General features: G+C 62.7%; 19 protein-coding genes. 14 read left to right on the top strand and 5 right to left on the bottom strand.

Annotated elements, in window-relative coordinates; translation table 11 throughout:
• Positions 1-5: 5 nt before the first annotated feature.
• Entirely contained in the window at positions 6-881 is an 876-nt protein-coding gene (locus RCO31_RS31020; RefSeq protein ID WP_308972208.1) for a helix-turn-helix transcriptional regulator, read from the bottom strand.
• A gap of 381 nt (positions 882-1,262) precedes the next feature.
• On the opposite strand from RCO31_RS31020, the gene RCO31_RS31015 reads away from it, so the two are divergent.
• The 8 genes from RCO31_RS31015 (at position 1,263) to RCO31_RS30980 (ending at position 11,513) form a co-directional block, all read left to right on the top strand.
• Complete coding sequence (locus RCO31_RS31015) at positions 1,263-2,579, top strand: ArgE/DapE family deacylase (protein ID WP_308972207.1); 1,317 nt, start codon at positions 1,263-1,265, stop codon at positions 2,577-2,579.
• A gap of 29 nt (positions 2,580-2,608) precedes the next feature.
• Positions 2,609-3,244, top strand: coding sequence for a pyridoxamine 5'-phosphate oxidase family protein (locus RCO31_RS31010; RefSeq protein ID WP_308972206.1), 636 nt, complete (start codon positions 2,609-2,611; stop codon positions 3,242-3,244).
• 289 nt (positions 3,245-3,533) lie between these two features.
• Positions 3,534-4,724: an ABC transporter substrate-binding protein gene (locus RCO31_RS31005; protein WP_308972205.1), complete on the top strand. Its 1,191-nt coding sequence runs from the start codon at positions 3,534-3,536 to the stop codon at positions 4,722-4,724.
• A gap of 3 nt (positions 4,725-4,727) precedes the next feature.
• A complete protein-coding gene (locus RCO31_RS31000) occupies positions 4,728-5,585 on the top strand; it encodes a branched-chain amino acid ABC transporter permease (protein WP_308972204.1) in 858 nt (285 codons plus the stop codon).
• A gap of 11 nt (positions 5,586-5,596) precedes the next feature.
• The gene (locus tag RCO31_RS30995) at positions 5,597-7,390 is read left to right on the top strand and encodes a branched-chain amino acid ABC transporter ATP-binding protein/permease (protein ID WP_308972203.1); all 1,794 of its coding nucleotides are present in this window, start codon (positions 5,597-5,599) and stop codon (positions 7,388-7,390) included.
• Positions 7,371-8,126 carry an ABC transporter ATP-binding protein gene (locus tag RCO31_RS30990; protein ID WP_308972202.1) on the top strand — a complete coding sequence of 252 codons (756 nt, stop codon included), beginning with the start codon at positions 7,371-7,373 and terminating at the stop codon, positions 8,124-8,126. The genes RCO31_RS30995 and RCO31_RS30990 overlap by 20 nt, the downstream gene beginning before the upstream one ends.
• Before the next feature lie 187 nt (positions 8,127-8,313).
• Positions 8,314-9,285, top strand: a complete 972-nt coding sequence (locus RCO31_RS30985; protein WP_308972201.1) for a TAXI family TRAP transporter solute-binding subunit — start codon at positions 8,314-8,316, stop codon at positions 9,283-9,285.
• 47 nt (positions 9,286-9,332) lie between these two features.
• Complete coding sequence (locus tag RCO31_RS30980) at positions 9,333-11,513, top strand: TRAP transporter permease (protein WP_308972200.1); 2,181 nt, start codon at positions 9,333-9,335, stop codon at positions 11,511-11,513.
• Positions 11,514-11,553: 40 nt separating this feature from the next.
• Here the strand turns inward: RCO31_RS30980 and RCO31_RS30975 are convergent, their stop codons facing one another.
• Together RCO31_RS30975 and RCO31_RS30970 are read right to left on the bottom strand one after the other, a co-directional pair.
• Positions 11,554-12,180 carry an FMN-binding negative transcriptional regulator gene (locus RCO31_RS30975; RefSeq protein WP_308972199.1) on the bottom strand — a complete coding sequence of 209 codons (627 nt, stop codon included), beginning with the start codon at positions 12,178-12,180 and terminating at the stop codon, positions 11,554-11,556.
• A 282-nt stretch (positions 12,181-12,462) separates the two neighbouring features.
• A complete protein-coding gene (locus RCO31_RS30970; RefSeq protein ID WP_308972198.1) occupies positions 12,463-13,551 on the bottom strand; it encodes a c-type cytochrome in 1,089 nt (362 codons plus the stop codon).
• Positions 13,552-13,974: 423 nt separating this feature from the next.
• Between RCO31_RS30970 and RCO31_RS30965 the strand changes: the two genes are divergently transcribed.
• The 4 genes from RCO31_RS30965 to RCO31_RS30950 are packed head-to-tail and all read left to right on the top strand — an operon-like array spanning position 13,975 to position 18,289.
• Positions 13,975-14,337, top strand: coding sequence for a c-type cytochrome (locus RCO31_RS30965; RefSeq protein ID WP_308972197.1), 363 nt, complete (start codon positions 13,975-13,977; stop codon positions 14,335-14,337).
• Positions 14,334-15,359 (top strand): cytochrome c oxidase subunit II, encoded by a 1,026-nt coding sequence (gene coxB, locus RCO31_RS30960; protein WP_308972196.1) that lies wholly within the window; start codon positions 14,334-14,336, stop codon positions 15,357-15,359. Before RCO31_RS30965 ends, coxB begins: the two co-directional genes overlap by 4 nt.
• Positions 15,356-17,923: a cbb3-type cytochrome c oxidase subunit I gene (locus tag RCO31_RS30955; RefSeq protein WP_308972194.1), complete on the top strand. Its 2,568-nt coding sequence runs from the start codon at positions 15,356-15,358 to the stop codon at positions 17,921-17,923. Before coxB ends, RCO31_RS30955 begins: the two co-directional genes overlap by 4 nt.
• A 6-nt stretch (positions 17,924-17,929) precedes the next feature.
• Positions 17,930-18,289 (top strand): hypothetical protein, encoded by a 360-nt coding sequence (locus tag RCO31_RS30950; RefSeq protein ID WP_308972193.1) that lies wholly within the window; start codon positions 17,930-17,932, stop codon positions 18,287-18,289.
• 94 nt (positions 18,290-18,383) lie between these two features.
• On the opposite strand, the gene RCO31_RS30945 is transcribed toward RCO31_RS30950, so the two are convergent.
• A complete protein-coding gene (locus RCO31_RS30945) occupies positions 18,384-19,241 on the bottom strand; it encodes a cytochrome c oxidase assembly protein (RefSeq protein ID WP_308972192.1) in 858 nt (285 codons plus the stop codon).
• A 190-nt stretch (positions 19,242-19,431) separates the two neighbouring features.
• Between RCO31_RS30945 and RCO31_RS30940 the strand changes: the two genes are divergently transcribed.
• Together RCO31_RS30940 and RCO31_RS30935 are read left to right on the top strand one after the other, a co-directional pair.
• Positions 19,432-19,899 (top strand): DUF2231 domain-containing protein, encoded by a 468-nt coding sequence (locus RCO31_RS30940; RefSeq protein WP_308972191.1) that lies wholly within the window; start codon positions 19,432-19,434, stop codon positions 19,897-19,899.
• Positions 19,883-21,394 (top strand): sorbosone dehydrogenase family protein, encoded by a 1,512-nt coding sequence (locus RCO31_RS30935; RefSeq protein ID WP_308972190.1) that lies wholly within the window; start codon positions 19,883-19,885, stop codon positions 21,392-21,394. The genes RCO31_RS30940 and RCO31_RS30935 overlap by 17 nt, the downstream gene beginning before the upstream one ends.
• 66 nt (positions 21,395-21,460) lie before the next feature.
• Here RCO31_RS30935 and RCO31_RS30930 read toward each other — a convergent pair whose 3' ends face one another.
• Complete coding sequence (locus RCO31_RS30930; protein ID WP_308972189.1) at positions 21,461-22,717, bottom strand: vanadium-dependent haloperoxidase; 1,257 nt, start codon at positions 22,715-22,717, stop codon at positions 21,461-21,463.
• Between the last annotated feature and the right edge of the window lie 32 nt (positions 22,718-22,749).

Raw genomic sequence — 22,749 nt, 5'->3', positions numbered from 1 at the left:
CTCAGCTATCGCAACACGATCTCCTGGTCGGCCCAGCGCAGATAGTGACGCGGCGCAGCACCGAGTTCACGCCTGAACATTGCCGTGAATGCGCTCGGGCTGTCGTACCCGACATCAAGTGCGACATTGGTGACAGACTCGCCGGCGCCGAGGCGCGCGAGCGCTTCCAGCAACCGGACGCGCTGGCGCCAGGCCGAAAAGCTCTGGCCGGTCTCACGGCGGAACATTCGCGTCAGGGTGCGTCGGCTCAGTCCGCTACGATCGGCCCAATCGTCGAGGGTAAGGTCAGAACTCGTATCAGCAATGACTGCCTCGCAGATCCGGGCAAGCCGCCGATCCAGCGGAATTGGCACGTGCAGCAAGACCTCAGGCATCCGGCCGATCTCCGCAAGCAGCAGATCGACCAGTTGACCGTCTCGTCCGTCCTCGTCGTAGTCTACCGGCATTTGGACTGCTTCATCCATGAGCGCCTCAAGCAGCGATGAAGCGCGGATCAGGCGACAGGTCGCAGGGTAGTTGGGCACCTGATCCGGTTCGACATAGATGGTCTGAATCTCGACGTCAGCCCAGGCGCACGATTGATGCACCACGCCTGCAGGAATCCATAAGCCGTGGCCCGACGGTATGACAAAGTTGCCCCGTTCCGTCATCATCGAGGTAACGCCGGCAGTCTGAAGGATGAACTGTCCCCGACGATGCGTGTGCCGCGTGCTTTTGCTTTCGGACGGGTAAGCCGCCGCCATCGCAACGACCGGCCGCTTCTGGGCCTGCAGATGACCAGCATAATTCGCTGCAGCTTTCGGTCCGACTCGCTTGTGGCACGGGCGTTGATGGCTATCGCCGTCGGCCGGTGCCTTGCCGGCTCTTACATTGATGTTCATCTGGACTCTTGATGCGAGGTGCCCTGATCTCCTCACAGCTTCATGCATCTTCCGGGCCAGTTGGCCCGATCGCGATGATTGCTGTCCCCTTCCGTATAGCACAAAACAGCAGGCTCGGTCACGATAGGCCAATCCGGAACAGAGGGTTTGGTCCATGAACATGCGCGAATTCACGGCGCCGACCGAGTGATCGTCCTGCAGAGCGACCGCATTGTCGAGGTAGGACCGGCCACAGCCGTATTGCACTCCGCGCGAGGCCTGCACACGCGGCCCGCTTGGCGCAACGCCGCGAGGTGCTAGCATGACCGCGAACGGTGACGCGTACTGACAAGACGCAGCTCCGACCATTTCCCCGCTGTTCACCTCTGCAAGGACTGATCCATGTCTGCCGATCAAGTGTCTCAAAGCAACGTCATTCCCCTTCCCGCTGGTGCACGTGAACGCATCGAAGCCGCCGTTGATGCGGCCTTTGAGCAGCAGATCGCGACCACGATCGCGTTTGCGGCGATTCCGAGCACGCGCAGCCAGGAAGGGCCCTGCCAGGATATGATGGCGCGTCTTTTGCGCGAGCGCGGTTACGAAGTCGACGACTGGATCATCAATCAGGACGACCTGAAGGCACTGCCGGGCTATGGACCGGTCGAGACCGACTTCTCGCGCGCGCGCACGGTTGTCGGAACCTATCGGCCGGCGCAGGAGACGGGACGATCATTGATCCTGCAAGGCCATTGCGACGTCGTGCCGACCGGCCCTCTCGACATGTGGCAGCGACCGCCCTTTCGCCCCGTGGTCGAGGACGGCTGGCTCTATGGCCGCGGCGCCGGCGACATGAAATCCGGCACGATCGCCGCCCTCTACGCACTCGATGCGCTGAAGGCGGCCGGGCTCGCGCCGAAGGGACGAATTCATCTGCAGTCGGTGATCGAAGAGGAGAGCACCGGGCTTGGTGCACTCTCGACGCTGCACCGCGGCTACCGCGCCGACGCCTGCCTCATTCCCGAGCCCACCAACGGAAAGCTGATGCGCGCCCAGGTCGGAGTGATCTGGTTCCGCCTGAAAGTGCGAGGATTGCCTGTCCATGTCTCGCAGGCCGGCACCGGCTCGAATGCCATCAAGGCCGCCTATCACCTGATCCAGGCCATCGAAGGGCTGGAAGCCGAGTGGAACGAGCGCGCAAAGTCCCATCACTTCTTCAAAACGGTCAATCATCCACTCAACTTCAACCCCGGCATCATCAAGGGCGGTGACTGGGCCTCGAGCGTCCCGGCCTGGTGCGACGTCGATTGTCGCATCGGCATCCTGCCGGGCTGGACGATTGCAGAATGTCAGGCCGAAATTGTCGCCTGCGTCGAGAAGGCCGCCAAGACTCATCCGTTCCTTGCCGACAACATGCCCGAGGTCGTGTGGTCCGGCTTTCTGTCGCCGGGCTACGAGGTCAGCGCTGCACAGGAAAGCGAGACGGTGCTCGCTGCGGCGTATGAAGCCGTGTTCGGCGGTCCGCTCGAAGACGCCTACTTCACCGGCCTGACCGATACACGCTTCTATGGCCTTGATTACGACGTCCCCGCATTCTGCTTCGGTGCCCGAATGGAAAACGCTCATGGTTTCAATGAGCGTGTCGAGCTCGAATCCGTGAAGAAGGTCACCAAGACGCTCGCTTTGTTCATCGCGGGCTGGTGCGGCGTCGAGCCTGCGTGAGCGCACGATCCAACGGAAGGAGGGCTGCAATGGAAAAGCACGGTGCGGGCGGCAAGCCCCTGGTCCGGACCACGGATGATCTGCGCGCGCATTTCGGGAAGCTGAGCCCGCTCGCGGAGAAGAAGGTCCTGCGCCACCTCGACCGGTTCTGCCGCGACTTCATCGCACTGTCACCGTTCCTTGTCTTCGCATCCAGCGATGGGAACGGTAACGCCGATGCAAGCCCGCGCGGGGATGCGCCGGGCTTCGTCGCCGTGCTCGACGACAAGTCGCTGCTGATCCCCGACCGGCGCGGCAACAACCGGGTCGATACATTCGGCAACATCATGGCCTCACCGGGCGTCGGCCTGATCTTTCTGGTGCCGGGCATCAACGAAACGTTGCGTGTCAACGGCAAGGCTGAGATCACCCAGGATCCGGCATTGCTGACGCCGCTGACGGTGCAGAACGTTGCACCAACGATCGGCATCAAGGTGCATGTCGAGGAATGCTACTTCCATTGCGGCAAGGCGCTGATGCGCTCGAAGCTGTGGGATCCGCAAGCGCAGGTGGAGCGCCACAGCTTCCCGACCCTCGGCCGCATCATCGCCGAGCAGACGGCGGCCATATCTGTGGATGTCGCCGAGAAGACAATGGACGACGCCTACCGGACGAAACTCTACTGACGACCTTCATATCCCGCGAGACCGCGCCGGGTGCGCGCGATGTTCCGGCGCTATCCTGTGCGGCCGTGCCCCCACACGGCACAATCGACCCAATATCCAAGGTCATCGATCGCGCCTAATCTAACCATCGCTCCGTTCGCACTGGCAGAACGCTCAGAGCCCGGTGCGCGCTGATGTTACGAACCTGAAGCTTTGCCCGCCAAAGCGGCAAAGCTATAATGCATCATCGCAAGTCAAAAGAATTCAAAAAACCTTGGGAGTGACTGAAACGCTTTAGGGAGGAAAACAAATGACGCTGACCCGTCGTCAAGCTCTGGTATCCGCCGGCGCAGCCGCCTTCGCGAGTGGCCTTGCAAAACCGGCGATCGCTGCGAAAGACCCTATACAGGTTGGCTATTTGCCCGCGCTCACCGGTCCCTCGTCATCGACGGGCATCGGCATCAACCGCGGGATCCAGTTGGCAGTGCAGGAACTCAACGCCGCCGGTGGCATCGATGGCCGGCAGATTGAACTGATCACCCGCGATACGCAGAGCGATCCGACCAAGGCCGTCAACGGCGCCGCCGAGCTGACACGCGGGCAGAAGGTCAGCGTGGTGTTCGGTCCGGTCAACTCCGGCGAGTCGCTCGCGGTCGTGCCGCTTTTGGCGCGGACCAATACGCCACAAGTGCATCCATGCTGGGTCGATACGCTGACCGATCCGAAAAAGTATCCGATGTGCTTCCGCAACGCGCCAACCAACCAGCAGATCGGCGCCGCCGCGAACCGCTACGTGGTCAACATCCTGAAGAAGAAGAAGGTCGCGGTGATCAGCGACACGACGGGCTACGGCACCGCATCGGTCAACGCTTATGTGCCGATGCTCAAGGGCATGGGCGCCGACATAGTCTATCAAGGCAACGTGGACGCAGCCAATCCGGATCTCAAACCCGAGCTCCTGCGCATGCAGTCCGCCGGCACCGAAGCGATCATGCCCTGGAGCGTGAACGCAGGGTTCCTGTCGCGCATCATCAATACGCGTGGACAGATGGGATGGGACGTACCCATTGTCGGCCAGACCACGCTCGGCTCCGGCCAGACCAAGGATCTGCTCGAAAAGCTCGACTACTGGGCAAAGGTCTATCCCAACAATTTCCGCCCCGTTTGCTATCAGTCCGACGGCCAGCTCACCGACCGCACACGGGAATTTCTCGACCGGCTGAAGAGCGCCAAAATCGATATAGGCGATACGCTGTTGTGGTGGATTGCGATCGGCTACGACTCGCCGCGGATGATCGCCGAGGCGATGAAGAACGCCGGCACAGAGCCGCAGCAGATCGTCGGCTATCTCAACAAGCTTAAAGGATTTGCTGGCGTTTTCGGCGACATCTCGTTCACGCCCGAGCAGCACGACGGATATCCCGACGAACAGGTCGTGATGGTCGAGGCTAACTCGCTCAAGGACGGCGCATTCCGCCTTGCTCCAGGCTACGGCGCCTGAGCGATGGTTGAATCGATCGTCTCGACGGGATTGGCGATCGGCTGCATCTACGCACTGATCGGCATCACCTACAACGTGATGTATTCCGCCTCGCGCGTGTTCAGCTTCACGGCCGGCACGCTCGGCATGCTGGGCGGCATACTTGGCGCGTTGTTCATTGCCCGCATGGGAATGCCGGTGGCCGCCGGCTTCCTGCTCGCACTGGCCGGCGGCGCGCTGTTCGGTCTCGTCACCGAGATCGTCGCCGTTCGACCGGTGCTGAAGAGTCTCGATCAGCACCTCTACGTCCTCTCCACGCTCGCGCTGGCGCTGATGGTTCAGCAGTTCACCGCAATCGAATGGGGCACCGAGGCGCGACCGTTTCCGCGGCTGATCGACATCCCGCGCGGCGGATTCGATCAGCAGTTCTGGCTGCCGATGCTCGCCTGTGCAGTCGTGATTGTCGGCCTGGAGCTGTTGCATCGTCGCACGCTGGTCGGCCGCGCCTTCCTCGCCATCGCCGAAGACACCTATGCCGCACGTGCGCTCGGTTTGCCCGAACGCCGCTTGCGAATGGCAAGCTTCGCACTTGCCGGCGTCATCGGCGCGCTTGCCGGCTTCGCCGGCGGACAGATGTTGCTGGCCTTCTTCGGAAATGCGCCGTTGCTGACCTTCTATGGCTTTGTCCCCGTTGCGCTCGGCGGGATGGGTAACAACCGAGGCGCCGTTGTCGCCGGCCTGCTGCTCGGACTGTTTCAGCAGACCGCCAATTTTCTCGTCGGCGGCATCTTCGCCTCGGTCGCCGTGTTCACCGTGTTCATCCTCGTGCTGCTGGTGCGGCCAGAGGGCCTTGCTGGTGGGGTCACACCGCGTCGGGTTTGAAGGGGGCGTCGATGTCTCAACTACGCCTGAGCCGGTCAGAACTGCCCGGCACAAGATTCACATTTGGTGTGGCGCTGCCGCTTCTGGCGCTGCTGGTGGTCGGCCTCACGTTTCCGCTGTTCGGCGGCGGTTATTGGGGCGTCATCGCGACGCGAGCCTGCATCTACTGGGTGCTGGTCGCCGGCCTCAATCTCGTCGTGGGCTTCGCCGGCCAGATCGCGATCGGCTGGGTCGCGCTGTTGACGCTCGGCGCCTACACCGCAAGCGTGCTGACGGCCGGCAACGTGATGCCGCCGCTGCATCCCTATCTGGCATTGGCAATTGCAGGCGTCGTCGGGGCGGTGTTCGGTCTGATCATCGGCCTGCCGGCGCTGCGGCTGCGGACCTTCTACTTCGCCATCACAACGCTGGGCTTCGCGACAATCGTCACGCAGGTGGCGCTGGCCTGGCAGAGCGTCACCGGCGGTGGCGTCGGTGTGCCCGGACCGATCCTGCCCGAGCCGTTCTACTCACAATGGGGCTTCTACTATTTCTGCCTGGCGCTTGCCGCGATCTGCACCTGGATGACCGCGAACATCGCCGCAAGCCGCTTTGGCCGGGCGCTGACCGCGATCCGCGACGCGGATGTGGCCGCGGAGGCGTGCGGCATCTCCAAGCCGGCGTTGCTGGCCATGGTATTTCTGTTCAGCGGTGCGGTGGCTGGCGTCGCCGGAGGACTGTTCGCCTCGCTGCAATCCTACATCACGCCCGACGCGTTCACGATCGACCTCTCGGTACTCTTCTTCATCGCCATCCTGATCGGCGGGCAAGGTTCGATCCTGGGACCGCTGCTGGGCACGCTGTTGCTGACGGTGCTGCCGGAGTTCTCGGCGCCGCTGGTGGCGTGGTCGACATTTCTTTATGCGGCGCTGCTGCTTGTCATCGTCCTGGCGATTCCCGGAGGCATCGCCGAGCTTCTGGATTTCAAGAACCGTCGTCCGCTCGAAAGCGGGCGCGCGATCATGCCGCGGCCCGAGTTGCTTTCGCGCCTGCTCGGCACAGCAAAGGGCCGCAGCGCGCTGACGCTTGACGGCGTGAGCTTGAGTTTTGGCGCGCTCCGCGCGGTCGACGAACTCGATCTCAAGATCGAGCCCGCTCAGGTGCATGGGCTGATCGGCCCGAACGGCAGCGGCAAGACGACGACGTTGAACATCATATCCGGCTACTACGCGCCGCAACGCGGCGCAGTCAGAATGAACGGCGCGGCGCTTCCTGTGCTCGCACCGGCGCAACGCGCGCATGTGCGGATCGCGCGGACATTTCAAACGCCTCGCATTGTCGGCTCGGCTTCGGTGCTTGAAAATGTCATGATCGGCGCCACGATCGACGGGATGGGCACTTTCGTCGAATCGCTGTTGTCGCTGCCGCGCCATCGCCGCGACGAGACCATGCTGCGCGAGCGCGCCATGCAGGCCCTGGCGGCGGTGGGACTGGAGCGGCTCGCCGAGGTACGGGCCGACCGATTGCAGCACAGTGAGCTGCGCTTCACGGAGATCGCACGCGCGTTGACGCTGCGTCCCGCCTTCCTGCTGCTCGACGAACCCGCGGCCGGGCTCTCGGCCAACGAGATCGCGCAACTCAGCGCGCTGCTGGCGGCGATCGCCAGGGCCGGCACCGGCGTGCTGCTGGTCGAGCATCACGCCGAACTGATCTTCGACGTGTGCGACCGCGTCACTGTGCTCAATCTCGGTCGAAAGCTGGCCGCCGGCACGCCGGCGGAAATCCGCTCACATCGCGAGGTGGTCGATGCCTATCTCGGCGCCTGAACCGCTATTGAATATCGCCGGTCTCTTCAGCGGCTACGGCAAGATCAGGGTGCTGCATGGCATCGACATGACTGTGCGCGAAAGCGAAGTGGTCGCCTTGCTCGGCCCGAACGGCGCCGGAAAGACCACGCTGTTGCGGGCGGTGTCGGGCCTGCTGCCGTGGGCCGGAAACGTTCGCTTTGCCGGCCGCGACCTTAAAGGCCTGCATCCGCGCGACGCCGTGAAGGCCGGGCTCGCGCATGTCATCGAAGGACATCGCGTCTTCAGGCAGCTCACAGTGCTCGACAACCTGCTGCTCGGCGCCTACGACCTGCCGCGCGCAGATCGCCTTGCCCGCGTCGAGGAGGTCCTCGACCTGTTCCCGGAGATCGCCGCCAAGCGGCTCGAGCGAGCCGTTTCGCTGTCCGGCGGACAACAGCAGATCCTGGCGGTCGCGCAGGGACTGGTGCGGCGTCCGCGCCTGCTGATGCTGGACGAGCCCTCCGCCGGCCTTTCGCCGGTGCTGGTCGACCGCGTGCTCGAGGTGGTGCGGCGATTGCGCGCGGCGGGTACGGCGGTGCTGCTGGTCGAGCAGTTGATCGAGAAGGCGCTGGCCGTCTCCGACCGCGTCTATGCACTTGCCCGCGGATCGATAGCACTGGAAGCCGGCACCGCCGAACCCGATCTGCCGCAACGGCTGGAGGCCGCCTACCTTGCAACCGCAAGGCCTGCTGCTTTCGAGCATGGCGCTGGCTAGCAGTTCGTGCACATTCGGTCGGCCGGTTGCCTGCTCCATGGGCGGCGGGCGGCGACCGCTGTGGCCGCCACAAGAGCTTCAGCAATCGACACGCAGGATGCGCTGGCGCTAGGATGCTGCGGCTGCGCGCCAGCCTCGACGAGATATCGCGGGCTTGCGACGCGTACCGGATCAGGAGAACGAACGCATGACCTCTTTCTTCAGCCGCCGCAGGATGCTGTCGCTCGGTTCCGGCTTTGGAGCGCTCGCCTTGACCGGCGTACCGGCGTTTGCCCAGCAACGGTTCTTCCGCATCGGGACCGGAGGCACCGGCGGCACCTACTATCCCGTCGGCGGCATGATCGCCAACGCGGTCTCGACGGACAAGATCAATGTCAGCGCAGTTGCAACCAACGGCTCGGTCGCCAATGTGAATGGCATCGTCGGCGGCTCGATGGAGTCAGGCTTCAGCCAGTCCGACATCAACGCCTGGGCCTATACCGGTACCGGCATCTACGAAGGCAAGCCGAAGATCGAAGAGCTGCGCGTGATCGCCAATCTCTATCCGGAGAGCGTCCACGTCGTTGTGAAGAAGGGCGCAGGGATCAAGTCGCTTGCCGATCTCAAGGGCAAACGCGTCTCAATCGACGAGCCAGGCTCGGGCACGCTGGTGAACGCCCGCGCCCTGCTGGCCGCCTACGGCGTCACCGAGAAGGACATCAAGCCCGAATACCTGAAACAGGCGCAATCCGCAGAGAAGTTCAAGGACGGCTCGCTCGACGCCTATTTCCAGACCACCGGATATCCGCAAGGCACGCTGTCCGAACTGGCCGCAACCAACGGCTTCGAATTGCTGCCGATCGATGGCGCTGAGCGCGACAAGATCATGGCGCAGTACAAGTTCTTCGCCAAGGATAAAATCCCCGACGGGGTCTACAAGGACGTCAAGGGCGTCGAAACGATCGCTGTCGGCGCGCAATGGACCACATCATCCAAGCAGCCCGACGATCTCGTCTACGAGATCACCAAGGCGCTCTGGAGTGACAAGACGCGCGCCGCAATGGACGCCGGCCACGCCAAGGGAAAGGAGATCCAGAAGGCGACCGCGCTTCAGGGGATCGGCATCCCGCTGCATGCCGGCGCGGAGAGATTCTACAAGGAGATCGGCTTGCTGAAGTAGCCGGCAGGCGGCCAGGCGATGGACGCGGCTCGATTGGCGGAGACTGCATGACGATTGCGCCGGAAGTCGATGACGCCAGAATCCAGAAACTCGAGAGCGAACTCGATCCGGAGATGCGATTCCGTCCGCTGCTGCCCGCGGCGGCGGGGATCGTGGCCGGTTTGCTTTTCGGTCTCTCCTGCTTTCATTACTATACGGCCGGCTTCGGTCTCCTGCCCGAAACCGTGCACCGCGGCATTCATATCGCCTGTGTGCTTGGCCTGATCTTTCTGGTCTTCTCCTGGCGCAAAAAGAACAACACCGCGCCGCCGCGGGCGGGGATTTTCTCGCCGCTCGGGATCGGCCTCCTCGATTGGCTTTGCGCCATCGCCGCTGCCATCGCCAGCCTGTACGTACCTTACGTCTTCCACGACCTTCAGTTCCGCGTCGGCAACCCGGACCCTATCGACTGGATCATGGGCACGATCATGATCGTCGTGCTGCTGGAAGCAACGCGCCGCAGTGTCGGCTGGCCCTTGCCGATCATCGCTATTCTCTTGATGGCCTACGCACTTTACGGTCCGTCGTTGCCGGGCATCCTCGCGCATCCCGGCAACACGTGGAAAAGCGTCGTCAACCATCTCTATCTCACAAGCCAGGGTATTTACGGCATCGCTCTGGGCGTCGTCGCGACGTACGTTTTTCACTACGTTCTGTTCGGCGTCCTGGCCACACGCGTCGGATTGGGCCGCTTCTTCATCGACCTTGCGACCGCGCTCACCGGCCGCTTCTCCGGAGGTCCCGCCAAAGTCTCGATCTTCGGATCGGCGCTGTTTGGCATGATCTCGGGCTCGTCAATTGCCAACACCGTGACGGTCGGCTCGCTCACAATTCCAGCGATGATCCGCATTGGTTACGCGCGACACTTTGCCGGCGCCGTTGAGGCTGCGGCCGCGACAGGCGGTCAGATCACGCCACCGATCATGGGCGCGGCCGCATTCCTGATGGTGGAGTTTCTCGCTGTCCCGTACCAGACGATCATCCTTGCTGCGATCGTTCCGGCCTTCATGCATTTCTTCGGCGTGTTCTGTCAGATTCATTTTGAGGCGCGAAAGCACGGCTTGCGTGGGCTGCCGCGATCCGAGCTGCCGATCGCGCGCGACGTCATTCGCCGCGACTGGCCGACCGCAATGCCGCTTGCCGTGCTGCTCATGGTGCTGTTCTCGGGCTTCACGCCCTATCTCGCGGCATTCTGGGGCATTACGGGCTGCCTCGTGCTTGGGCTGACCAATCGCAGCCCGATCGTTGCCCTCGCCTTCGCGGCCGCTGTCGCGCTTTGCATTCGGCTCGGAATTCTGACCGAGTGGATCGGCATGGGGACAATTATCGGCGCATCGGCCGCCGTGTCAGCCCTGTACGTGCTTCGCGACGAGGCGGGCAAGGTAAGGCTCTTCAGCATTCTCGACGCCTTCGTGGTCGGCGCCAAGTACGCAATCAGCGTCGGCGCCGCGGCCGCCACCGTCGGAATCATCATCGGCATCGTTACGCTGACCGGCGTCGGCTTCAAGCTGTCGACCATCATTACGGAAGCCGCTGCGGACATTGCCGCCTTGCTCGGGGGAGTCCTGCCGGCCAGCCTGTTCGACGCGAAGGCGATGACGCTGTTCTTCACGCTGATCATGACAGCGATTGTCTGCATCCTGCTGGGCTGTGGCGTCCCAACCACCGCAAACTACCTCATCATGGTGACGATCGCGGCGCCTGCGCTCGCGATGCTCGGTGTACCGCAGCTCGTGTCGCACTTCTTCGTCTTCTATTTCGGCGTCCTCGCCGACATTACGCCACCTGTCGCGCTTGCGGCTTATGCTGGCGCCAGTATGGCCGGCGCCGATCCTTTCAAGACCGGCAACACCGCGTTCCGTCTGGGCCTCGCAAAGGCGCTGGTGCCGTTCGTCTTCGTGTATTCGCCGGCGATGCTGCTCGTCGTCAAAGGATTCACGTGGGCCGAATTCTTCGAAACGACTATCGCCTGCGCCGTCGGAGTTGTCATGCTTGCCATGGCCCTCACAGGCTATGGCCTTGCTCGCATTTCGAACTTCGAACGGTTCTGGCTCGGCGCCGCCTCGATCCTGGTCATATCGCCGAGCCGTACGGCGACACTGATCGGTCTTGCGATGTCGGTGCCGGTTCTCATACGCCAGCTCGCGGCCTGGCGAGCCGCGCAATCCTCACTACCTGCACGAGGATGAAACGTTCGGACACGCGTAGCCGCGTCGGCGTCCAGGCTGATCATCCATTGGGGATCAGGGACGCAACAACGCGATCCTCCGGGCGGTCGCTCTCCGACAGGCCTTCGATAACTCCGGCGCGATCGGCAGCGTTGCGGTTCTGACTCATTTTCCGCTTGCCTTCGAGCCTCGAGATCGACATCCGCAGGCCGACGATGCCCTTGAGCTGCGCTTTGATGAAATCCGCCGGGGCATCTCCGACGGCCCACGGTTGCACTCGCGACTGCTCATGCAGGTTCGTTAGTCGCGTTACGACGCCGAGAAGCCGATCCGCATCGTCGAAGAATTCGACGGGCCCGTAGGCGTGGACGGCCACATAATTCCACGTCGGCACGACCTTATGTGTCTCCTGCTTGGTCGCATACCAGGACGGAGTAACGTAGGCCTCAGGGCCGGTGAGGATGGCCATGGCCTCGCCGATCGGCGCCAGCTTCCACTGCGGGTTGGCGCGAGCTACATGCGCGTAGAGCGTGCCATAAGGGCCGTCGCCTTCATCAACGAAGATAGGCAGCGGCGTGCCGATAAGCCCCTCCTCGGTCGCGGTCACGAGCGTTGCCGAACGCGCCTCACGCATGGCCCGATGAATGTCGGCCACATCGTCAACACGGAAGGCTGGCGGGATGTACATCGGTGAAGCTCCTTGGCGTAGCGATGCACGGCCCAATCGGGGCGATGATCGCCTGCGCGAAGTCAAATGGTCGATCCCAGCGCACCGGGATATCGGGCAACGATTGCGGATCTGCCGCAATCCTTCGGGATCGACGCTTGTAATGATATCTTTTAGCAGGTCCGTTGCCGGACCAACAAGGCATCCGTTTAGGTTTTTGTCCTTCGGCGAAGCCGGGATCTGGTGACTTCGCGCCGCAGCCGGAGGCGCGTCAATCTCCGTTCCCCCGACACGCATCGGCGATTATTTCAGCCTGCTGTAATATGAAGCCACCGCCTCGATATCGTCGTCGGTCAGATTGCGGACCGTGGCTGACATCACCTCAGCGAGGCGACCGCCCCGCTTGTTCGCTCGAAAAAGCCGCAACTGATTTGCGAGATAGTCGAGATGCTGGCCGGCGAGCGCCGGATACTGCGGAACGTTGTCACGTGCGAGCCCGTCTTTGCCGTGGCACGCTTGGCAGGCTGGAATTCCGCGCGACGGATCACCTTGCTCGACCAGAATGGCTCCGCGCCGTTGCAACTCACCGGAGCCTTCGCCAGGTTCGTCGGCCTTCTCAGGCTTCAGCGAGGAATAATAGCGCGCAAGGTCCGATCGCTGTTGCTGGTCGAGATTGACGGCCGGCGGCGCCATCATGCCGCTCGGGCGCGCAGTGGTGGCGAAATCCTCCAACGCCATCTCGAGATAGGCGGCTTTCTGCCCGGCGAGCCTGGGCACGCTGCCAAGCGGGCTTCCTTGACCTGTCGCACCATGACAACTTGCGCACGCGAACGGGCCGACAATCAGACCCTCGTGCGCGATCGCGCGCGCGGCGTCACCGCCACTATCGTGCCGCCTGGTTGCCGTCTTGTATTCTGCTGGCGGAATTTGCGGCATGCGCGTCAGGAACGCGACCAACGCCCACACCTCGTCATCGCGGCCTGGCGCGGGCCATGCCGGCATGCCCGTGTACTTGATTCCATGCTTCACGATACGGAAGAGCTCTGCAGTTGACCAATGGTGCACGGCGTCTGTCAGTTCCGGCGGCGGCGGAAGCATTTGCAGTGCGACGGGGCTGCGTGACAACCCCGGCGCGCCGTGGCAGGGCGCACAGCCCGACTGGAAATACAGTATGCCGCGCTCCACCAGCGCGGCATCCGTCAGCGGCGGTGGGTCAACGCCAGTCGAATAGGTCTCGATCGAGTTCTCCATTCCGAACTTGAGAAGCCAGCTGACGATCGGCAGGTGCCCGTTCGAGGCCGCGACATTGTAAAGTCCGGACCACGCGAACAGAAATGCAGCCGGAGGCGCCGCACAAAGCACGATCAGCACGGCCCACAACAGCTTGCGCATCGATTGCCCATGCTCGCGAAACTCACCCGCTGAAACGGATGATGTTGGTACAACCTCGCAATTGAACTCTCAGTTCCCTCGGAACGCGGCTGCGAACAGTGGCGCGCACTCACGCGATTGAAGCCGCGACCTGCGACCGGTGCGCGCTGTTAAGAACAGCAATTCGCCAGCTGCACAAACAGCCCATGCAGCACAGCGTTCGAGGAACAAATTTCCTCGGCCGGGGTTCCCGAACTGCAAACGCGAACAGCAAGACTTGGCGTGCTCGCGAGCGCGTCGTTTCGACGCTCGCCAACGCCGCGTCAACGAAGCCGATGCATACGAGGATCACGGACAACGGACGTGAACGAGCCCGGTGACCGCGTGCGAGCAAGGAGCCGGCGCGAGCATCGCGTGTCCGGAGGGGCACTCGCATGCGTCCTGATGGCCGTGACCCTGAGCGGCTGCTCCGACGCCCTGCAATCGACAGAGCAGCACCGTTTGGATGCACCGCGCACCGTGAATGGCGATCCGGCCAAAGGCCGAGACCTCGTCGCGGCGGTGGGATGCGGTGTCTGCCACACGATTCCGGGCATTCCGGGTGCAACCGGAATTGTGGGACCGCCACTGACCACGTTCGCACGGAGAACTTACATCGCAGGAATTGTTCCGAATGAGCCCACGGCGCTATCCGCGTGGGTTAGCAACGCGCCGTCGCTGCTGCCGCAAACGGCCATGCCGCGTCTGCCGATTTCACACGACGACGCCACGCATATCGTCGCTTTTCTTTACACGCTGCAGAAATGAGAGCGATCACCGCCCTCACGATCATCGCGGCCGGCGCTACGCTCTCCGGATGTGCCTGGATATTGCCTGACGAGAGTCACGGCAGCAGGCCGGCACTCATGTGGATCCAGTCCATACTGGTTACGGCGGGGCCGACCGGCAACGCGATCGGCACCCTGAGCTGGGTGATGTTTGCCGGCGCCGCGGCAATCCTGTTGCTGGTTGTCGGCTTCACCGCCTACGCAATCTTTGGCGGACGGCGGACATGGATGACGAATCCGCACTTCGTCATCGCGTTCGGCGTCGCGATGCCGGTGCTCGTGCTTTCGATCCTCCTCCTCTACGGGCTCAGCCTTACGGCGCGTTCCGCCGCACGAGAGCAGCCGGCGTTGCGCATCGAGGTCGTCGGCGAGCGCTGGTGGTGGCGGGTCCATTACCTTGGAGCAGACGGTGCGCACCAGTTCGTCACCGCAAACGAGATCGCCATTCCTACCGGTGTCCCGGTCGAGTTCATCCTGAAGACCAGCGACGTGATCCATTCGTTCTGGGTGCCGAGTCTGGCTGGAAAGCTCGACATGATTCCCGGTCGCATCAATCGGTATCAGTTCTCGGCGGCGCGACCCGGTATCTACCGCGGCCAGTGCGCCGAATACTGCGGCGCGCAGCATGCGTTGATGGCCTTCTACGTTGTCGCAATGGAGCCTGATCGCTTCCGGACCTGGCTGGAAAATCACGAGATGCCGGCGAGCGAACCGGCCACTGCACTCGGGACCAAGGGCAAGGAGCTGTTCATCGCGGCAGGATGCGGCGCCTGCCACACGATACGCGGCACCGCGGCTTCCGGCCTGATCGGTCCCGATCTCACTCATTTCGGCGGCCGCCGCTCCGTAGCCGCAGGAAGCTTCCCCAACAACGCCGGTACGATAGCAGGCTGGATCGTCTCATCGCAGCATCTGAAACCCGGCAATCTGATGCCCTCGTTCGTCAACTTGCGGGGAGAAGATCTCCGCGCCGTTGCCGCCTATCTCGAGGGTTTGAAGTGACGACGAACGCACAAGACGACGCGCGGACGGAAAAGCCGATCGCGAAGGGCGATCTGCCAAACACGCTTCCGCGTCCCGAAGGCGAGCTTGATGAACTCGAGCGGATCTGGTCGCCGCCGCGTGGCTTCCATATCGTCTCTGCGGTCAACAATATCTATGTCGGCGTCTGGTATGTCGGCGCTTCGGTACTGTTCTTCGTGCTGGCAGGAATTCTAGCGCTTCTGATGCGCGCGCAACTCGCCATGCCCGAGAGCCGGCTGATCGGCCATGCACTCTACAATCAGCTGTTCACGATGCACGGCACGCTGATGATGTTTCTGTTCGCCGTGCCGGCCGTCGAAGCCATGGGCGTCTACCTCCTTCCCAGCCTGCAGGCCGCGCGCGATCTACCGTTCCCTCGCCTCTCCGCCTACGCGTTCTGGGCGTACTTCATCGGCGGCCTTGCGTTCTTTTGCAGTCTCTTCTTCGGTCTCGCCCCGGACGGCGGATGGTTCATGTATCCGCCGCTGACAAGCTATACGTTCTCGTCAGGCATCAACGCCGACTTCTGGCTGCTGGGCATCGGCTTCATTGAAATCTCGGCCATCGCCGGCGCGATCGAGATCATTGTCGGAGTTCTCAAGACCCGCGCTCCCGGACAGTCCCTGGACAAGCTGCCGGTTTACTCCTGGGCGATGTTGATCTTCGCGCTGATGATCGTTTTCGCTTTTCCGGCCATCATCGTGGCAACCGTGCTGCTCGAGCTCGAGCGGGCCTTCCACTGGCCGTTCTTCCTCGCCGAGAAGGGCGGCGATCCACTGCTCTGGCAGCATCTGTTCTGGTTTTTCGGCCATCCCGAGGTCTACATCATCTTCCTGCCTGCAGCGGGCATGGTCTCGATGATCGTGCCGGCAATGGCGCAGACGCCGCTCGTAGCTTACCGGCTGGTGGTGCTGGCGATCATCGGTACGGGCTTCCTGTCATTCGGACTGTGGGTCCACCACATGTTCACGACCGGCCTTCCGGCCCTCTCGGTCAGCTTCTTCTCGGCCGCCAGCATGGCCGTATCCGTTCCAAGCGGAATTCAGGTCTTTGCGTGGATCGCGACGTTCGCATCCGGCACGTTGCAATGGAAGACGCCCTCCTATTTCGTTCTCGGCTTCCTGTTCATCTTCACAATGGGCGGATTGACCGGCGTCATGGTCGCGATGGCACCGTTCGACTGGCAGGCTCACGACACCTATTTCATCGTCGCACACTTCCACTATGTACTGATCGGCGGGATGGTCTTTCCGCTCTTTGCGGCGTTCTACTACTGGGCGCCGACGACATCGCACACGCCACTCTCCGAACGGCTCGGCAAGATCGCATTCTGGTTGATGTTCATCGGCGTCAACATCACCTTCTTCACCATGCACCTGACCGGGCTGATGGGCATGCCGCGGCGAACCTATACTTACATTGCAGCGATGGGTTGGGGTCCGCTGAACATGATCTCGACCGTGGGTGCGTTCATGATTGCGAGTGGCGTTCTGGTTTTTCTGATAGACCTCGCGAAGAACTTCCGTCCATTCAGAGCAAAGGCCGCAAATCCGTGGAACGCGGGCACGCTCGAATGGCTGCCGACCGGAGAATATCAGACACGATCAATTCCTATCATCACCAGCCGCGAACCGCTGTGGGACCAACCCAACCTCGCCCGCGATGTGCAGGAGGGACGGTACTATCTGCCCGGCGCCCCCACCAAGACACGCGAGACGATCATAACCAGTCCGATCGACGCACGGCCGCAATATCTCTTGCGGATGCCCGGTCCGACCTGGTCGACCGTCCTGGCAGCGCTGTTTACTGCCGCCTTCTTCTTCGGACTGACAATCCAGATCTATATTCCGGCCTTCGCCTGCGGCGCCCTCGCGATCGCGTGCGTGATCTGGTGGATCTGGGACACCGACCCGGGTCCGGATGTGCCACCCGTTGACATTGGCGGCGGCATCACGCTTCCCGCTTATGTCACCGGACCTGTCAGCCACAGCTGGTGGGCGATGATCGTTCTCATTCTGGTCGCGGCGACAGCGTTCGCATGCCTGCTGTTCTCGTATTTCTTTCTCTGGACCGTGAACCCGCAGCTTTGGCCCAGCCAGCCGGCCAGTTTTCCTCATCTTCGCTGGCCGGCCATTTCGGCTGCACTGTACCTCCTGAGCAGTGCCGCTGTATTCGCCGCAGGCCGACTGCTCGCACGCGTGCCGAACCGCAGTGCTGCGCCGGCCGTCCTCGCTCTCATTGCCGCCATCTTGCTCATACCGCTGCCGGTCGTCATCGAGGCGCTCGCGCAGCAATCTGCCGGGCTGTCGCCGTCGACAACCAGCTACGGCGCGATCACGTACACGCTTGTCGCCTGGCAGGGATTCTTTGCGGCAGTGCTTATGCTCATGGGACTCTACACGATCGCACGTTCACTGGCAGGCCGTCTGTCTGCCGAACGTCGCGTCACGTTCGATAACACCGGGTTGTTCTGGCATTACGGCGTGACGCAGGGTCTGGTAACACTCGCGATCGTTCACCTCTTTCCGCGCATCCTAGGGTGAGCGGGCATGGGCGAGACCGCATTCATTCGCAAATCACTCTTCGTGCTGGGTGGGCTATTGATCTGGGCTGCTCATTTCGGCTTTGTCTACATATTCAATGCGCTAGCCTGCGCCCGCAATTTTCACGAATTACGCTTGTTCAATCTCGGCATCGTTCCCCTGGCGATCGGCCTGGGCACGGCGCTTGCCGCAGCCGCCGTCCTCACCCTGCTCGTCGTCGCGGTGGGAGCACCAAGCCGCATCGTCGGCACGCAGGAACCATCCGCCAGCTTCCTCAGCCAACTGGCAGCAGCGGTCGCGCTCCTGTCGCTCTTAGCAATCGGCTGGAGCGGCTTGCCTGCGTTGTTGGTTCCACCCTGCGGCTAGCGACGAAGGAAGGGCACCGCTGCGCTTCTCGGCGTCGTCGCCGGCGTCGTGATCTTCTATTTCATTGAGGACTGACGCAATTCGACGTTACCGCTCAGTCCGTGCCGCGCGCACCAGCGGACGCGATCGTCGACGCGAACAATCGTCGATTGATGACGAGAAGCGCGCTCACAAGATAGATCATGCCCATTGGCACCCACATGATGAGTCCCGCCAACTGCTGATCTTCGATCGGCAACAGCCCGAACCTCATCGCACCCGTTGCCATGAGGGGATAAAGCGGCGATGGGGCGAACGTCAGCAGTGCGCCAAGCAAGCCAGTGTGAACCATCGTCACCAGCAACGTTACGGCAACCAGGCCAGGTGACGTGGCGTGAACGACGCAGGACCAGAACCAGAGACTGACGGCAATAAGCGACCCGATATAGAGCACGTGCCAGCTCGCGCTGATCAAGCCGAGTTCGTACATGGCGGGCACATGCCAGAACCAGATCAGAAAGCCATACAGGCCGGTGGCAATCAGCGGCCTATTCCATTCAATCCGCTTCCGGCTGGCGCACGCGACGTATGCACGGAGGCCGGCTTCGATCGTTCGTACAGGCGCAGCAAGAACAATGAGCGGTGGCGCCAGCGCGACCAGGATCAGATGCTGGACCATATGGGCCCACGCCAGCGTAGCGGAGAGCCGACAAAGCGGACTGACGAGCGCAACTGTCAGCAGGGTCACGGCTGACGCCGCGGCGGTTGCCTCGAGCCTAAGCATTCGTGACCTTGCCGATTCCGCTACCTGCCGCAACTTGCCTGCAGCGTAGATCACGCCGAACGCGATCAGCGGCATGACCACGACGGGTGCGAGGCGCCACGCCGACCAGGCCCTGTCCGGCGACAAGGTTGGCCCGGACGCAAGACAGAGTGACCAGAGAGGAGCGAGCGCGATTGCAGGATCGCTCACCGGCAATACCCTTCGTCTGGGAGCCGCCGACAGACCGTCGACCAGCCTTTTTGGCAATCAAGAAATGTCTCGCATGACCGGATGTTCCAGTTCCACGTCGACGCCGAGGCACCCTGGATGCCCCCGGAGGAACAAATACGGTCGCCCGCTATTCGATAAGTTTCGAGCAAGCGGTAATCGGACGTGACAAATGGCCCAGGTTGAGACACCCGTGGCTGCCGCGGTCGCCGGGCAGCCGATCCACTCGATGCTCGCGCAGTTTCCGAACGTCTGCTTCACACTGGCGCTGCTGACTGACATCGCATATTGGCAAACGTCGCACCTCATGTGGCAGGAGTTCTCGTCCTGGCTGCTGTTTGCCGGGCTTGTGTTCGGCGCATTCGCGCTGATCGCGGGATTCATTGATTTCTTCTTCTCGCGCTCGACCGTGCGAGCGCCAGCGCCTGCGTGGCCGCATGCCCTTGGCGGCGTGGTCGTGCTCGCGCTGGCCTTGCTCAACAGCTTCGTGCATGCCGCCGACGGCTGGCCCGCCGTCGTGCCCTGGGGCCTGATCCTCTCAGCGCTGACTGTCATCGCGATCATCGTCAATGATTGGCTGGGACGCTCGCTGGTTTACCGGCATGGCGTGGGAGTAAGCCGAAATGACCAAGTGTTTTAGATTGCGGCGCGCCACCGCCGCCGCCGGCAGCCTTCTTTGTCTGGTCGCGCTTGCAGCATGCAGAGAGAGCGGGTCGGATTTCGATGTTTCCCAACAGGTCGGACCGGATCCGGTCCTGCCGGCGCCGATCAGTTCATTGGTCCCCGACCTGGAGGTGGCCGAGGTCGTCGGCTGGAAAGAGGGCCAGACGCCATCTGTCCCGGACGGGCTCAAGATATCCGCCTACGCGCGCGATCTGGCTCATCCGCGCACCGTGCACACCCTGCCGAACGGAGACGTGCTCGTCGTTCAGTCGCGCACGCCGCCGGGCAAGCCAGTCTCGCGCCCCAAGGATCTCATTCGCGGCTGGATCATGTCATACGCCCAGGGCGGCGATGGCGGGTCGAAGAAGAGCAATCTCATTACGCTTCTGCGCGACACCAATCGCGACGGCACGGTGGACGAGCGCCATGACCTGCTGACCGACCTCACTTCACCGTTCGGCGTCGCCTGGTCCGACGATACGCTCTACGTGGCCGCAGCCGATGCGATCCTGGCCTACCCCTACCGGCTAGGCGACACCAGGATTGCCGCGCAGCCCCATGTGCTCACGCCATTGCCCGGCGGCCCCATCAACCATCACTGGACCAAGGATCTCGCGCTCTCTCCGGACAGACGTTTTCTTTACGCATCGGTCGGCTCCAACTCCAACATCGCGGAGCGAGGGCTCGAGGCCGAAAAGGGACGCGCAGCGATCTGGCAGGTGGACCGACAGACCGGCGCAAGCCGAGTCTACGCTTCCGGCCTGCGCAATCCCAATGGCCTGACCGTTCATCCGCAGACGGGCGAACTCTGGGCGGTGGTGAACGAGCGCGACGAACTCGGCCCCAACCTGGTCCCCGACTACATGACGTCAGTCAAGGAAGGCGCGTTCTACGGCTGGCCCTGGAGCTACTACGGCAACCATGTCGATGCGCGTGTGCACCCGCCGCGGCCAGACATGGTCCAACAGACGATCGCTCCCGATTACGCGCTTGGAAGCCACGTCGCCGCGCTCGGAATGACCTTCGCGCTGAACTCGGCTCTTCCGGAGGCATATCGGAACGGGGCTTTCGTGGGACAACACGGCAGCTGGAACCGCAGCTCGTTCACCGGTTACAAGGTCGTCTACATTCCCTTCGAGAACGGCTCTCCCGCCGGCAAGGCACGCGATGTGGTGACCGGCTTCCTCGAAGGCGATCAGGCGCGCGGCCGACCGGTCGGTGTAGGGATCGACGGTACCGGCGCGCTACTCATTGCTGATGATTCCGGCGACACGGTCTGGCGCGTAGCTGCGGCAGATGGCTCCACGACGCCGGAGCCAGTCGGCACGGACCAGACCACCGTCGGCACCACCGGAAGCGGCCGACGGGGCGCGGTAGCGCCGCGCAATACCAGTCCGCCGCAGATGGACATTGCTCCGGCCGTGCTGCCGCCAGGGCCAAGACTGGGACAGACGCCAGAGCAGGAGCAATAGGTCGCGTCGGTTTCTGACGGCAACGCATTCCAGTGAGAAACCTGTCACGTCGAACGGTGAATGCGATCAGCGCTTAGGTGTCACCGATGCGCTCAATCGTTGCAGTTTCGTCCGGATGACGAGCTTGGCGATGTCGCGTCCCATGTCCTGCGCCGCTCCGTTCGAGAAGCGGTAATGGAAGCCTGCGTAGATGCGCGCGATTGCCACCTCGTCGGCGTAATCCTGCAGGCGCGTCCACCGCCGCGTAACGCCAGGCGCTGTCGGGCTTGTCATCGATACTTCCGGGATATCGTTACCAAAAGCCGTCTGCAACACAGCAGCGGCGGCCATCGTCGTGATGCAATGAGCGCAAGGATATTCCGGATGCATCGGCGTATCGCCGAGTGGCAGCCACGCGCCATCGCGCGGTGTACCGGGATTGTTGCCTAGGTCGGCATTGCGGATAGCAGTGATCGGTCGCCAGAAGTTATAATGATACTTTGCATCGAACACGGCGATGAACGCGTCATCCGTTGCAATCGCCACCAGTGCAAACAGTCTCGCGCTGTCGACGACATCGAGCTTCCTCATCGCAGCAAGCTGCCGCACGATCGGATTCCACGCTTGCGGACCAGTGACGAACCAGAAGCGGGCGACATCCGTCTGCTCGGCACTACGCTTTGAGTTAGCACGAACGCCGAACTCCCTGACCTCGTTGACGTCCCTCGCCCACTTCGCGGACGTCAACGACGGCGGCGGCAGCGGCCGGAACTGCGATCCCGAGCTCATCGCCCACGGCACGACGCGACCGTAGGTCGAACTGACCGGAATCACGGTCGGGACATAGAGTCCCGCCGTGGTGTGCGGACGATATCCCTCCACCGCATTTGCGCCGTCGTTGGCGCGCCATGCGAGGATCTCCGTTGCGGCCTTCGTGCCGAGTGCGATCGCACTTGCCTTGGTTTCCGCCTCGGGGATTTGCTGGAGCGCAGCCACGAGATGCGCGGTCAGCGATTTCTCCTGCTCGGGATGAAGAGCCACCAACACGGCGTAGGCCGCGGCCGCGGCAGCCGCGTCTTTCGACGCATTACGATCGGCGGTTAGGCTGAGCCGGTAGGTGGAATACCGCCGCTCGATGGCGTTCACGGCTTCGAACATGGCGACATGCATAATGGCCATCCCGCGCGCGTTCGCGGGCGGCAGCATCCGCTTGTCGACTGCGATCGCTTCGGCCTTTGCGTTCCAGTCGATGATGACGTCGGCGCGCGTAGCGAACGCTGTTCCGAGGTTTAGCAACACGCCGACACACAACATCGGCGCTAACCTGAATGCTGGCGCAATCATGATTCCTCTTGCAAGCTGGAGCGGTGAGTATG

The organism is Bradyrhizobium sp. LHD-71 (genome assembly GCF_031157255.1).
In the GTDB taxonomy this organism is placed as follows: domain Bacteria; phylum Pseudomonadota; class Alphaproteobacteria; order Rhizobiales; family Xanthobacteraceae; genus P52-10.
This window is presented reverse-complemented; position numbering and strand designations above follow the sequence as displayed.